Annotated in this window: 12 protein-coding genes, 1 tRNA gene and 1 pseudogene; 8 read left to right on the top strand and 6 right to left on the bottom strand. The window is 58.4% G+C overall.

Going from position 1 to position 13,789, the window contains the following annotated elements:
* Window positions 1–98: 98 nt before the first annotated feature.
* Window positions 99–308, top strand: a pseudogene (locus QZ196_RS15610) (IS256 family transposase); the annotation flags it as partial.
* A 495-nt stretch (window positions 309–803) separates the two neighbouring features.
* On the opposite strand, the gene ctaD reads toward QZ196_RS15610, so the two are convergent.
* The 4 genes from ctaD to QZ196_RS15590 all read right to left on the bottom strand — a co-directional run bounded on the left by ctaD (window position 804) and on the right by QZ196_RS15590 (window position 6,037).
* Window positions 804–2,477 carry a cytochrome c oxidase subunit I gene (ctaD, locus tag QZ196_RS15605; RefSeq protein ID WP_296428088.1) on the bottom strand — a complete coding sequence of 558 codons (1,674 nt, stop codon included), beginning with the start codon at window positions 2,475–2,477 and terminating at the stop codon, window positions 804–806.
* Between the two features lie 713 nt (window positions 2,478–3,190).
* Window positions 3,191–4,555 carry an MATE family efflux transporter gene (locus QZ196_RS15600; protein ID WP_296428086.1) on the bottom strand — a complete coding sequence of 455 codons (1,365 nt, stop codon included), beginning with the start codon at window positions 4,553–4,555 and terminating at the stop codon, window positions 3,191–3,193.
* Entirely contained in the window at window positions 4,555–5,292 is a 738-nt protein-coding gene (locus tag QZ196_RS15595) for an amino acid ABC transporter permease (RefSeq protein ID WP_296428084.1), read from the bottom strand. Before QZ196_RS15595 ends, QZ196_RS15600 begins: the two co-directional genes overlap by 1 nt.
* Before the next feature lie 10 nt (window positions 5,293–5,302).
* A complete protein-coding gene (locus tag QZ196_RS15590) occupies window positions 5,303–6,037 on the bottom strand; it encodes an amino acid ABC transporter ATP-binding protein (RefSeq protein ID WP_296428081.1) in 735 nt (244 codons plus the stop codon).
* 127 nt (window positions 6,038–6,164) lie between these two features.
* Between QZ196_RS15590 and QZ196_RS15585 the strand changes: the two genes are divergently transcribed.
* Both QZ196_RS15585 and QZ196_RS15580 read left to right on the top strand, forming a co-directional pair.
* The gene (locus QZ196_RS15585) at window positions 6,165–6,944 is read left to right on the top strand and encodes a transporter substrate-binding domain-containing protein (protein ID WP_296428079.1); all 780 of its coding nucleotides are present in this window, start codon (window positions 6,165–6,167) and stop codon (window positions 6,942–6,944) included.
* A 76-nt stretch (window positions 6,945–7,020) separates the two neighbouring features.
* Window positions 7,021–7,668 carry a glutathione S-transferase family protein gene (locus QZ196_RS15580; protein WP_296428077.1) on the top strand — a complete coding sequence of 216 codons (648 nt, stop codon included), beginning with the start codon at window positions 7,021–7,023 and terminating at the stop codon, window positions 7,666–7,668.
* Window positions 7,669–8,318: 650 nt separating this feature from the next.
* On the opposite strand, the gene QZ196_RS15575 is transcribed toward QZ196_RS15580, so the two are convergent.
* Window positions 8,319–8,405, bottom strand: a tRNA-Leu gene (locus tag QZ196_RS15575).
* Between the two features lie 133 nt (window positions 8,406–8,538).
* Here QZ196_RS15575 and lipB point away from each other — a divergent pair.
* Both lipB and QZ196_RS15565 read left to right on the top strand, forming a co-directional pair.
* Window positions 8,539–9,186, top strand: a complete 648-nt coding sequence (gene lipB / locus QZ196_RS15570; RefSeq protein WP_296428074.1) for a lipoyl(octanoyl) transferase LipB — start codon at window positions 8,539–8,541, stop codon at window positions 9,184–9,186.
* Window positions 9,187–9,203: 17 nt separating this feature from the next.
* Entirely contained in the window at window positions 9,204–9,350 is a 147-nt protein-coding gene (locus QZ196_RS15565) for a hypothetical protein (RefSeq protein ID WP_296428071.1), read from the top strand.
* Window positions 9,351–9,395: 45 nt separating this feature from the next.
* Here QZ196_RS15565 and QZ196_RS15560 read toward each other — a convergent pair whose 3' ends face one another.
* On the bottom strand, window positions 9,396–10,244 hold the full coding sequence (locus QZ196_RS15560; RefSeq protein WP_296428069.1) for a sigma-70 family RNA polymerase sigma factor: 849 nt from the start codon (window positions 10,242–10,244) through the stop codon (window positions 9,396–9,398).
* 83 nt (window positions 10,245–10,327) lie between these two features.
* On the opposite strand from QZ196_RS15560, the gene QZ196_RS15555 reads away from it, so the two are divergent.
* Genes QZ196_RS15555 through QZ196_RS15545 form a run of 3 tightly spaced genes read left to right on the top strand, consistent with a single transcriptional unit; the run spans window position 10,328 to window position 13,405 of the window.
* Window positions 10,328–10,936 (top strand): MarR family transcriptional regulator, encoded by a 609-nt coding sequence (locus QZ196_RS15555; protein ID WP_296428066.1) that lies wholly within the window; start codon window positions 10,328–10,330, stop codon window positions 10,934–10,936.
* Window positions 10,933–12,141 (top strand): P-loop NTPase, encoded by a 1,209-nt coding sequence (locus QZ196_RS15550; protein ID WP_296428064.1) that lies wholly within the window; start codon window positions 10,933–10,935, stop codon window positions 12,139–12,141. The genes QZ196_RS15555 and QZ196_RS15550 overlap by 4 nt, the downstream gene beginning before the upstream one ends.
* A gap of 1 nt (window position 12,142) precedes the next feature.
* Window positions 12,143–13,405, top strand: coding sequence for a DUF6522 family protein (locus QZ196_RS15545; RefSeq protein ID WP_296428062.1), 1,263 nt, complete (start codon window positions 12,143–12,145; stop codon window positions 13,403–13,405).
* Window positions 13,406–13,789 lie beyond the last annotated feature (384 nt).

Raw genomic sequence — 13,789 nt, 5'->3', positions numbered from 1 at the left:
TATCTCCTTCATAGCAAACATTGCTCGAAAGAGACCGGAACTACACCGGGGCAAGACCAGAAACGCGCCGCTGGCGTATTTCCGAGACGCCCTTCACCCCGATCGGGAGCATGTTCGCAACCGTCCGCCATCGGACCGGAAAAACCAAGGGCTGCCTGAGCCGGAAAACCGGCCTCGCCATGGCCCTCCGCCTGATGATGTCAGCCCAAGCCAAATGGCGCAAACGCAACGGGGCCAATCGGCTGCCCGAGATCGTTCAGGGGATTGCGTTCAAGGACGGGATCAAGCAACTTCAAACCGCCGCCTGATCACGCCGTCACCAACTTTTGGGCATAGCTCGGCAATCACCTTTCGATTATACAGACCGTACGCTAGGACCGCAATCAAAAGCGAACCGACCAAGACGGCACCTGTCATAAGCGTCAAAAACATACTGAGGCGATCCATGAACTCTTCCTTTCTACGACAGTCGGCCCGCTGAGCACGGCAAGGAAACGCTAATGGAAGCGGCCATCGTGGGCATTAACGCAGGTTAATAATCTAAAGGTGCGGTGTTTGGGTGTGCTGTTGACAGGGGGCAGGTCAGATTGCTTCGGTCAGTCAGGAAACGCGACGCTGAGGTCGCCGTCCTTTGCCAGAAACGCCGACCGGGCGATCAAGGTGTCCAGTGCGATTGACGTGGATGATCAGTCAGTAAACGTAAAACGCCGCCGGAAATAAATCCGGCAGCGTGTCGTTTTTTTATGCCCTTTGGTGAATATGCATCACCAATCAGCCGGGCGTTGTCAGGGTCTTGGCACTGGCTAGTGTGCGTGCCCTTTGTCCCAATCGGACTGCTTTGGCAGTGTCTCGAATGTGTGCTCTGGTGGTGGGCAGGGCAGGGTCCATTCAAGCGTGTCTGCGAATTCATTCCAAGGGTTATTTTCAGTGACCCGTGCGCCCCGTGTCAGCGTGTAGAAGATCACACCGATGAAAAACAGGAACGACGCGAATGACAGGAATGCACCAATAGATGACACATAGTTCCATGTTGCAAAGGCGTCCGGGTAGTCGATGTAGCGGCGTGGCATGCCCTGCCGACCCAGAAAGTGCTGTGGGAAGAACGTCAGGTTTGCGCCGATGAACATCGTCCAGAAGTGCAGTTTACCCGCCCATTCAGGATACATGCGACCCGACATCTTTGGCAGGTAGAAGTAGATACCTGCAAAGATCGAGAACACGGCGCCAAGGCTCATCACATAGTGGAAGTGCGCCACAACATAGTAGGTGTCGTGGTAGACGCGGTCGATACCCGCCTGTGACAGAACGATCCCTGTAACGCCACCGACGGTGAACAAAAACAGAAAGCCGAAGGCCCAGAGCATGGGTGTCTTGAACTCGACCGAGCCGCCCCACATTGTCGCAATCCAGCTAAAGATTTTCACGCCCGTCGGCACCGCGATAACCATTGTCGCCAGCATGAAATAGCTTTGCTGTGTCAACGACAGACCCACGGTGTACATGTGGTGCGCCCAGACGACAAAGCCCAGAACGCCGATGGCGACCATCGCGTAAACCATTGGCAGATAGCCAAAAATTGGCTTGCGCGAGAATGTAGCGATGACGTGGCTGATGATGCCAAAGCCGGGGATGATGATGATGTACACTTCGGGGTGACCAAAGAACCACAAAATGTGCTGGTACAAGACCGGATCGCCGCCGCCTTCGGGTTGGAAGAAGGTCGTGCCAAAGTTCCGGTCCGTCAGCAGCATCGTGATCGCACCGGCCAGCACAGGCAGTGCCAAAAGGATCAACCAGGCCGTGACGAAGATGGACCAGGCAAACAGCGGCACCTTGTGCAATGTCATACCGGGGGCGCGCATGTTCAGGAACGTCGTGATCATGTTGATCGCGCCCAGAATCGATGATGCACCCGACAGGTGGACCGCGAAAATGGCAAGATCCATGGACATGCCTGCTTCGCTTGTCGACAGCGGTGGATACAGGACCCAGCCGACGCCGGAGCCAAGTTGACCGTTGCCGCCGGGTGTCAGCATGGATGCGACGCCAAGCGCTGTCCCGGCCACAAACATCCAGTAGGACAGGTTGTTGAGACGCGGGAATGCCATGTCCGGCGCACCGATCTGCAGTGGCATAAAGTAGTTGCCGAAGCCGCCAAACAGCGCCGGAATGACGACGAAGAACATCATCAATACGCCGTGGTACGTGATCAGAACGTTCCACAAGTGACCGTTGGGCGTACAGGTCGCTGTGGAATCGGCGATGAACCGCGCCCCTTCGGCGCACATGAACTGCACCCCGGGGTTCATCAGTTCAAGTCGCATGTAGACGGTGAAACACACCGAAATAAAGCCCACAACACCTGCGGTAAACAGGTATAAGATACCGATATCTTTATGATTTGTGGACATGAACCAGCGGGTAAAGAACCCGCGGGTGTCTTCGTGTGCGTCGCCGTGGATGGCTGCATCTGCCATTATTGGCACTCCTCGTGTTGGCTACTTTCTCACGACGCCGATTCAAAGAATGGCGCACGTTTGGCCCGGTTCTAGTCGGTTGAGCGTAAAGGGGCAATAAAGGATGCACCCATCAGACTGGGATAAATTGGCGCAGGCGTGCGCGCATGGGTTAACGCGGCGGGCGCCGGGGCGGGGCCCGTGGGGGCGCGCGCGTGGCCGGATGCGCCCTTAATGGCTGCCGTAACTGGCCATCCGAGGGTGCCAGACCGCGTATGCACTGCGTACAGACCGCGTATGTACCGCTGTGCGGCCTTGGCGGGGTTAAGGCCGCGTGCGGTGGCCTGCGTTAAGATTTGGGCGCGACGGGTGTGGCCGACAGGGCCACGATCACGTGACGGCCCCGCGGTCCCGTTGGCCGGGGCACCGCGCCGGGGCGCATGACGCGGGTAAGCCGGTGGTTCCGGATCAGGCCCCGCGCAGACCGTTGCCCATGCAAAGCCGAGGCGCCTGACCTTGTTCACCGGGTGAGACGGTCCGGGGCGATCATTGGTGTCTCATGCGGAAAATGTACGCTCCCAGCCCGGAGCCGATCCATTTCATGCGACAGGCTGAACCACGAAGCTCATGCAGGTTGGGCGGAAATAACAGTCATTCGCTGCAAGTGCGAAGTGCTTGTGTTAAATTGGAGCAAGCGGACATGTACAGCCCTCAGTTCCATCAAGATGGTGACACTAAGCAGCTTTCAACAATCCTCCGATTGTCTTACGAGCAACGGATTGCGCTACACACAAAGACAGCACCCAGCCACTCGTTACCGCGGCGGCAATCCCTAACCAAACCCCCCAAACAGTGAAATTCAGCAAACCAATGAACACCCAGATAAAGAACGCCACACCAAAGCCCTGACGGTAGATGCTTATCCACAGCGTCCAGACCGGCTTTTTGAGTGCTTGTAAAAGGGAATTTATCGAAAATAGCATCATGTAGACCGGAAACAAAAATGCATCGACCGCCAGATAGCTTGCCCCGACACGGATCACATCAGGGTCATCGGTAAACACCGACATCGCAATACCGCCGCCCAATAGGAGCGTAGGGGTTGCGACAACCGTCATGGCAAAGCCAGTCATCCAGCAGAACCGCAACGCGGCGCGCACACGCTCGTATTCTCCCGCACCAAAATTCTGGCCGGCGATCGGCAACAGCGCGCCTGTCATGCCCAGCACAGGCAACAGCAGGATTTGCTCGATCCGCAACGCAACCCCGTAGCCGGCTACGGCATAACCACCGAATTCCTTGAGCGCGAACTGCACGACGAAGCCCGACACAAACATGACCATCATCGCAGAGCTTGCAGGGATCAACTGCGCGGTGATCTGGGCGAAACACGCACGCTGGGGTCGGAATGCAGACAGGGCGACAGATTGCATGACCGCAAGGCGCATGATGCGCGACACTATGAAAAGCATCACGCCCGTCTGGCTGATGATTGTAGCAACGGCGATGCCATTGAATCCCATGCCACCCCAAACGCCAGGGATGCCGAACATCAACACGGGATTCAGCGCGACATTTGCAAAAAACGCCACCATAAGCGCGCGTTGTATGCTGCGGCTGTCACCATGCGCCTGCAAGACCCCATTGCCGCCGTAGGCCATGAAGAAGCCGGGCAAAGCGATAATCAACCAGCGAAAATACCCCGTCGCCGCGTCACGATAGGCACCGGGCTCAGATACGAGCGCGATAAGGTGCGGGCCAATTATCCACCCGACCACCATTGAACCCATCGTGGCAATCACGCCAAACGTCAGCCCTTGCGCAACAAGGTTTTGCGTTTGCAACTGATTCTTGCTGCCCTTGGCGTTGCTGACCAGCGCACTGAGCGCGGACCCGAGCCCGAACCCCACAGCCATCAAGACAAAAAACGCCTGATACCCGATCGCAAGCCCCGCCTGCGCATCTGTCGAAAGCATCCCAGCATAGTAAACATCGACTATATTATAAAGCGTGGCGAACAGCATCCCGAAGGCCGCCGGAATTGCAAGGGCGCGGAAATGACTGGCCATCGTACCAATCGTCAGGTCATCCTTTTGCATCAGGTATCGCTCGCGTTCAGCCGCCGTTCGAGCCTGCGCACGCCAGCGGATACGATCAGGATCAGCACCAGATATTCCAGCACCAGAACGGTGTAAATTTCCAGCGGGCGGTATTCCGACACGACAAGTTCATTGGCTTTGCGGGTCAGTTCCTGCATCCCGATGACCGACACGAGTGATGACATCTTCAGCATATAGACAAGCTGATTGCCCAGAGCCGGAAGAATCCGCCGGATCGCCTGCGGCAAGATCACAAAGCGCATCGTATCACGGTAATTCAGTGAAATGGACTGCGCCGCTTCGTATTGCCCCCGAGAGATCGACTGAATACCTGCGCGGAAAATTTCGGCCTGAAAGGCGCTGTCACTCAGCGCAAGGGCAAGCACACCGGCCCAGAACACATTGAGCGTGATCCCCGAAAGCGCCGGTAGACCGTAATAGACCCACAAGATCAGCACCAGCACCGGCACAGAGCGGACGATCTCCACATAGGTCCGGTTGAACATTCGCCAGCCGCGTTTTTCCGACAGGCCGGGAATAGCGACCAGCAGCCCCACGACCACGGACACTAGGATCGCGGTGATCGACATGCCGAGAGTGTAATAGGCCCCGCTTGCCATGAATTTCAGGTTGTTCCAGCCCGAGGTCATCGTGGGATCAACCACATACCAGCCCCAATTGGCGGAACAGCCAGACAAAAGCAGCAGCGCAGAGGCAAAGATAAAAAAGCGTTTCATGATCCGGCCCCTAGTGATTCAGGATTTGCTTGATGAATGTGGCGAATCGTTTGGATTTCGGCGCAGTGAACACATCTTCGGGGGTGCCGAACTCGACGATTTCGCCTTTGTCCATGAAAACCATGCGGTCGGCCACGCGCCGGGCAAACCCCATTTCATGGGTCACGACGATCATGGTCATGCCCGACGACGCAAGTTCTGTCATGACATCTAGAACCTCTGCTATCATTTCAGGATCAAGCGCGGATGTCGGTTCATCGAACAACAATATCCGCGGCTCCATGCAAAGCGACCGCGCAATCGCAACACGCTGCTGTTGGCCACCCGAAAGCTGACGGGGGAATTTTTCGGCCTGATCAGGTATCTGCACCCGTTCAAGATGCTTCATCGCCCGCGCCCGCGCCTCTTGGTCTGTCAGTCCCAGAACACGGCGCGGACCGAGACACAGATTGTCCATGACGCTTAGATGCGGGAACAGGTTGAACTGCTGAAAGACCATCCCGACATTGCTGCGGATCTTTTCCAGATCGGCGGGCTTGTTCGTCAGGGTCGTTCCGTCAACGACAATGTGACCGACCTCATGCGCTTCAAGCCGGTTGATACAACGGATCAGCGTCGACTTGCCCGAACCGGACGGGCCGCAGATAACCACGCGTTCGCCCAGGGCCACGTCAAGCGACACATTTTTCAACGCCTGAAAGTCGCCAAAGAACTTTGACACGTTCCTCATGGAGATGATGGGCATCGCTGTTTCGTTCCATTCTGTCTGTCTAACACGCAGATTTTGCGCGAATATTGATATTCTCGAGTCGTTTGCATTTCCAAACGCTTCCTGCAATCTACCTGTAACTAATGCAAAACGAGGGAAACCCATGAAATTCATTAAAATCGCCGCCGTTGCGGTGGCTATCGCAGCAAGCACCGTTCAGGCCTCGGCGCAATCCGCACTGAATGAAATTCTGTCAGAAGGTGTGCTGAAGGTGGGCACTACCGGTGACTGGAACCCGATGTCCATGCGTAATGTCGCCACGAACACTTACGAGGGCTACGATATTGACGTGATGACGGCACTGGCCGCCGATCTGGGGGTCGAGATCGAATTCGTGCCAACAGACTGGAAAACACTGGTCGCAGGCGTGACATCCGGCCAATACCACATCACGGGGTCTGCGTCGGTATCACCGGCTCGTGCAAAGGCTGCCGGCTACTCCAACAGCTATTTTTCATTGGCGACTGTGCCGTTGACGTTGAAAACGAATGCCGACCGGTTCTCTGACTGGGATGATCTGAATGTTGAAGGCATATCGGTCGCGGCTACCCTTGGCACGACGCAGGAAACACAAGTAAAACAGTATTTTCCGGCAGCAACCCACCGCATCGTCGAAGCACCCGCCCGCGATTTCCAAGAGGTGCTGTCAGGTCGTGCGGATGCGAGCATTACCTCCAACGTGGAAGCCAACACACTGGTTGCACAATACGATCAACTGATGATCGTCCCTGTCGAGGCGGGCCGTTCGCCGACACCAGTCGCGATGCTTCTGCCACAGGCCGATCAGGTCTGGATCAACTATGTAAACACCTGGATCACGCTCAAGCAGGAACAGGGTTTCTTTGATGAACTCGGCGTCAAATGGCAGTTGCTGGCCCAGTAATCCGTTTCCTGCAATCGACGACCACAGGCCAACCCCGCGCGGTTGGCCTGTGGCTTTTCACATCAAGAGGCAGGCCATGCTGACAATCTATTCGGTTCCCGTCGCGGTTTACTGCGCCAAACTGCGCATCCTGCTTCGACACAAGGCAATCCCGTTCCAGCAACTTCCCCCGCCAGGCGGCTACGGATCGGACGCTTACCGCGCGATCGTGCCGTCGGGCAATCTTCCAGCCATGATCCATGACGGGTTCCTGCTGTCGGATTCCGAAGCTATCGCCGAATATCTCGAAGAGGCATTTCCGGATATTCCGATGCTTCCCCAGTCTTTAAAACTCCGCGCCAAGGCACGCGAATTCAGCCGGGCGCATGATACCCGCCTTGAACCAGCAGTCCGTGCGGTTTACCCACAAGTCGCCTATGCCACACGGGACGCAAACGCGGTACAAGCCGGCGGGGCCCTGATCTCCAAACATCTTTCATCGCTCGCACTTTTGCTTTTGGCCAACCCGCTGGACACCGAAAAGCTCTGGTTGTCCGACTGCGGGTTTGCAGTGACATTTGCATGGATTAAGGCGTTCGAGGCAGCGCTGGATTTACCGGTCGACTGGCCCGAAATCGTTACGGATTACGATGCCCGTCTACGGGGTTTTGCAGTTGTTGCTCAAGAACTGGTTGATTATCAGCCGGCAATGGATGCGTATCTCGAAAAAGCGAAGCCTTCTTAAAGCTTCCGTTTCGATGGAAAAGGCACCGGACGGGTCTGCGTCACTCTCGATTATACTGATCGAGTATTGGAGTATCGGCACAAGGATGCAGCCCCTCAAATCAGACCTTTGCTGCATAGGTCATATTTCAGAGACTTCTCTGCCTATCGGAGGGAGCTCTGCGGTTCGTCAACTGCTAAAATGCTGCACGGTCCACAAATGGCCGCTTCGACCGGCCGCAGCGCGGCATAGTAGGGAGCGACTGGATGTCCGGTTTAGACCGCAGCACGGCCTGAAGAGCGATCAGAGTTCGCAACTTTGCTAACGGCGCTTCCTGCGCGGAGCTGCCATTCATCTGGTTGCAACAAACGACCGCCCTCCGCCCTCAAAAACCCTCATGACCTTTGGTCAGCCGCGCGCGTGACATCTTAGCTGCAACCGTCGCGCGGTTTCCGGGCGGGTTTATTGCGGTTGGGGGTGCTTGTTCGGGGGCGGTCGGACGCTGGTGGTCGCTGCCGTCGTGTGCGCCGGGGCGATCTTATCGGGCGGGAATGGTGCGCGCCCGCACGGACCCGCAACGCCAAAACAGCACGGGAATTCAGACGTAACGGGGCAAGCACCACCAAGGATGGCCCGTTGAACCCATTTTTCATGGAAAGATTGTGGTGAAATGGTGCGGTCGGGGGGACTCGAACCCCCACGAGTGTTACCTCACAGCGACCTCAACGCTGCGCGTCTACCAATTCCGCCACGACCGCTTGTCCTAGGCTTGGTAGCGGGGTCTCTACCCAAGTGGCGCGATCTTCTCAAGTGCAAAAATCAGCAATCCGCAAAGCGCGTGACATTCCCCCCCGTCCGGGGCCATATGGGGCCGAAAACAAGGGTCATATCATGGTTGAATGGATCATCACCGACGGGCTGACCGACTATGCCACGGCGCTTGCCACCATGGAAACCCGCGTCGATGCCATCGCGCGCGGCACTGCGGACGAGGCGATCTGGCTGCTTGAACATCCGCCCCTGTATACCGCCGGCACCTCGGCCAAGCCCGCCGATCTGATCGCGCCAGACCGCTTTCCCGTGCATGATGCGCGGCGCGGCGGCGAATATACGTACCATGGGCCGGGCCAGCGGGTGGCCTATGTCATGCTGGACGTGGGTCGGCGTGGCCGTGATGTGCGCAAGTTTGTCCATGACCTCGAGGCGTGGATTATCGCCACCCTCGCCACCTTCAACGTGCGTGGTGAAGTCCGCGATGGCCGCGTCGGCGTCTGGGTGCAGCGGCCCGACAAGCCCCTGCAGGCCAATGGGCACCCCGCCGAAGACAAGATCGCCGCCCTTGGGATACGCCTGCGCAAATGGGTGTCGTTTCACGGGCTGTCGATCAATGTTGACCCGGACCTCAGCCATTTTGACGGCATCGTCCCCTGCGGGATCAGCGACCACGGTGTCACGTCTCTTGTCGACCTTGGCCTGCCCGTCACGATGACCGACCTCGACATTGCCCTGCGCCAAACCTTCGCAGGCACCATGCCCTAGTGCGGGGAACCCCCTGCATGCCAAGGACCGCTGTGGCGTTTGGCTTGACCGTGTCGCAGGCCGCATATTTCTCTGCGGGGGGTGATATTGCAAGGTCGTGCGCGGCCTTGCGTCGCGACGGCGCGCAGCGCGGGCTGGCTGGGGTCTGGACCCATAACCAATAGATGACGGGAGCAGCGCGCGCTGAGATGAGGGTTTTCGGGTGGCGATCAGCAGGCCGTTGTCTGGGCAAACGATGCACGCAACCGAGCAAGGGCGGCTTCGCGGATCTGGCGGATACGCTCTCCCGATACGCCAAACTGCTCGCCCAATGCATCGAGCGTTTTTGGTGGATCAGATACGTAGATTTCTATGATAATCTCTTGTTCACGCTTGGAAAGTCGGTCCAGATAGCCAGACATCTTGATCCAGAAGGCACGCGTATCCAAACGGGTGCCCACTTCCTTTTCGACGTCTGCATCCGGATCCTCGAGTAGATCTTGCAGTTGGGTTGTACCACCATCGTTACCGACGGGGCGGTTCAGCGACCCATCCTGCGCAGCCAGTCTTTGTTGCATCAATACAACCTGCTTGGGCGTAACCGCGAGATCGGCCGCGATCCGGTCAACAAGATGTTCAGGTGGAACCCCGCCCATGGCGGTCAGGCGGCTTTCAACACGTTTCAGATTATGAAACAGCTTGCGGCTGGCCGCCGAATTCGGGAGTTTCACCAAGGACCAGTTCTGGATCTTGTAGTCTTGGATTTCCGCCCTGATCCACCATGCCGCATAGGTGGAAAAGCGAAAACCCTTATCAGGGTCAAAACGATCGGCCGCCTTCAACAGCCCGATATTTGCATGCTGCAAAATGTCGGTGTCCAGTTCGCGGCCTTTGCCCCCCGCTCTGCTGGTCGCCGCTATTGCAAGAGCCTGATGTGATGTGACCAGACGGTTGCGCGCGGCAATATCGCCTTCGTCGCGCCAGCGTCTGGCAAGCCGCGCCTCATTGTGCGCGTCCAGAAATTCCGGGCGCGGCGTTTGTTTGCGGGCGATTTGGGGCGGAGGGAAGGGTTTGTTCATTCTTTACACATTTGATTTCGTTTCGATACTAATAGCCGTAAGATTTGCTTGTCAATATAATTTCGAAACGCTATTGGTTCGCCATGAGTGAAAATGCGATCGACACAGAGGAAATCGCCGAGCTGCTGGTCTATCTGGGGCGTGCGGCACGCGGGACCGACACAGGATCAGACCTGACGGCGGCGCAATGGACGGCCATGCGGTTTTTCGCGCGGGCCAATCATGTTTCCCGAACGCCGTCAGCGTTTGCCAGCTTTCATGCCACGACGCGGGGCACCGCATCGCAAGTCATCAAATCGCTGATGCAAAAGGGATATCTTGCCCGGCATGCGGCAGCCGATGACCGCCGCCGGGTTCGGTTGGACCTGACGGGCAGCGGGAAATCAATCATGCATTTTGATCCTTTGAACAGCCTGACGGAAGCCATTGATCAGTTGGAGGACAAGCTGCGCACGGCGTTGCGGCAGGCTTTGCCCGCATTGGCAGGAGAGTTGGCCAAGGTTCGCGGCACCGTCGCCTTTGGCACCTGCAGCGATTGCCGACATTTTTCGTACGGCGGCGCGGTCAGCTATTGTGCATGTGTCGGCGCCGAACTGGCACCGGCCGATCTGGGCTGTCTTTGCGTCAATTTCGCCGCAGGCGCAGGCCGCAAGGCCGCGCTGCCAAGTCACAAACCAAAGGAAATCTCATGACTGCTACCCCAGCCACATCCAGCCCGGCTGACGACGTCGGCATGGCGCATCTGGGACAGATCATTGCCGTCGCCAGCGGCAAGGGCGGTGTCGGCAAAAGCACCGTCAGCACCAATCTGACATTGGCCCTCGCGGCGCAAGGTGCGGCGGTCGGGCTGGTGGACGCTGATCTTTACGGCCCCTCCGTGCCGGGAATGTTGGGGATCGTGTCAGGCAAAGCCCCCACGATGTCACCTGCGGGCAAAATCATCCCCGCCGAGGCGCATGGGATCAAAGTCATGTCGATGGGCATGCTGACCGATGACGACAAGCCCGCTATCCTGCGCGGCCCAATGGTGTCGAAATACCTGCGCATGTTCATTCTGGAGGTGGCATGGGGCAAGCTTGACTATCTGATCCTTGATCTGCCCCCCGGCACCGGGGACACGCAACTGACGCTGGCGCAAGCCTTTCCGTTGACCGGCGCGATTGTGGTCAGCACGCCGCAGGATGTCAGCCTGAAAATCGCCCGACGTGGCATTCGCATGATGGAGCAGGTCAAGGTGCCGATCCTTGGCATCGTCGAGAATATGAGCGGGTTTACCTGCCCCTCTTGCAACGAGGTAACGCACATCTTCCATCAAGGCGGCGGCGCCAAGATCGCGGCCAGCCTTGGCGTCCCTCTTTTGGGGGCCATTCCGCTGGATCCGGCAATCGTGGATTGCGGCGATGAGGGGCGCCCTTTGGTGATTGCGCATCCCAACGCGCCTGCCTCCGCGGTCTACCGCAGTATCGCCGCGATCCTGTCAGGGCGCGTGCAAGCGACCGTCGGCGTTCCGACGCCGTTTGACTGGCATTGGGCAGATGACACGAGCAAGCCGAAGCCTGCGGCACCGACGGCCCGGGCAGGCAGTGCTGCCGACGTTCCGGTAACGCTTGATCGCCGCGACGGGCGCACGCTGGTGCTGCGTTGGCAAGATGGCCACGACCAGCAGATTGACGTGCGCGATTTACGTCTGGCATGCCGCTGTGCTGCCTGTGTCGATGAGATGAGCGGGCGCGCAGTGTTGGACCCGGCGACGGTGCCGCTGAACATCGAGCCGACCCGGATATGGAGCCTTGGCAACTATGCAATAGGCGTCAGCTTTAGCGACGGCCATCGTTCGGGAATTTACACCTTTGGTCAGCTGCGCGGCATGGTGACCGTTGAGGTTGAAGATGTCTGAAATGACATCTCCGCTGCGTATCCGTGCCGAAACCTCGGCGGCTGATCCGCACAGCATGCGCTTTGTGTTGGACAGGGACGTACAAGTCGGTTCCCTGGCGACCTTTCGTGATGCCGTTGCGGGGCGGGGCGCACCTTTGGCCGAAGCGTTATTCGCCATTGCCGGGGTGAAAATGGTTGATGTTGCAGGCGCTGTCGTGGCCGTGGTCAAGACCGATGACATGGCTTGGGCCGATCTGAAAGGTCCGATAGCAAATGCGCTGCGCAGCGCGATTGCGCAATCTTCCGCGCCTTTGGGGCAGGGGGCCGGCACCTTGGGCCACACCCGGTCCGATGCCGAAATCCGTTTGGCCGTTCAAGACGTGCTGGACCGGCAGGCCAATCCGGCGATTGCCAGCCATGGCGGACATGTCAGCGTGACGGACGTGCGAGATGGCGTTGTCAGCATGCTGATGTCGGGGGGGTGTCAGGGCTGTGCGTCCTCTGCCGCGACGCTGCGCGGCGGTGTGGAAAGCATGATCCGGGCCGCCGTTCCCGAAGTCAGCGGTATCATCGACGTGACGGACCATGACGCCGGGGTGACCCCCTACTACAGCGCCGGACCGACCGATGAGCAACAGCCAAAGCGACCTTTGCTATACCGCCCGGTGCCGCCCGATGCGATCATGCGTGAAAATGATCAGTTTCTGATCTCGCCAGACTATCTTGCTCCGCGGCTGGGGATGGATGCCGAAGCGCTCCGGGCGGGGCTACGATCGGGCGAAGTTGTCAGCCAGTCCGAAACCGGAACCGGAGAGGACGCGGGAAAAACACGGTTGATCATACGCTCCAGTCATCGTGTCTGGGCTGCCGAAATCGCATCGGATGGTGCCGCCCATGAAATTCCCGCCCCGCGCGCTGCTGCAAAAGCCGCCGTAGCCGGCAACGTGTTACGCGACCGCGTTCGGGCGCATCTTGCTACCTTGTCGGCGGCCGATGTCCCGCTGACCTACGGAAATCTGGCCCGTGCCCTGGGGCTTTATGCGCCCGGATCCATTGCAAGAGTGACACAGGCGCTTGAGGCGACAATGGTTGAGGACGCCGAGAGCGGCGCGCCGTTTCTGGCCTCTCTGGTTGTCAGTAAAGTTGGTCAGGGCCATGCAGCCAAAGGTTTTTTTCAGCGCGCGCGCGCACTGGGCCGCGGGCCGAGCTTCGGCGAAGACGACCCGGCCTATTACCATCGCGAGTTCACCGGTGCGGTTGCCATGCTGACGGCCCGGACCTGAAACAGGGGTGAAACGGGGCCATTTTTAGTGAAGGTCAATGCGTTGGTCGGAATACATCCGATGACCGCCCAGCGAACAAGGCAACGGTTGGCGGCAGCGACCCAATGGCGGCAGCCCACACGCAGCGGTTCCGGAAAATTGCATGTGCGGCGTGAGAACGGCAGTGCAAAAGTTGGCCACGGAAGTGGCGAGATTGTCTTGCTGCGGGCAGCGTAAAACTTTGCCACTTTGGCCCTTGCTGGTTGCAGGGAGGGTGGGGTATTTTCAGCGTGGAACTTTAAAGGTCCGCCTCGCGCGTCGGGGCGGCATGAGCGAACGGGCGGCAGCGGTGAAGGTTTTCCGATGCGGGTCGGCGCGGAACGCTGCTCACTTGCGCGACCATGG

Origin of the sequence: Yoonia sp. (genome assembly GCF_017854565.1) — a bacterium.
Classification (GTDB): domain Bacteria; phylum Pseudomonadota; class Alphaproteobacteria; order Rhodobacterales; family Rhodobacteraceae; genus Yoonia.
The sequence above is the reverse complement of the archived record's forward strand: the minus strand, read 5'-3'. Positions and strand labels throughout refer to the sequence as shown.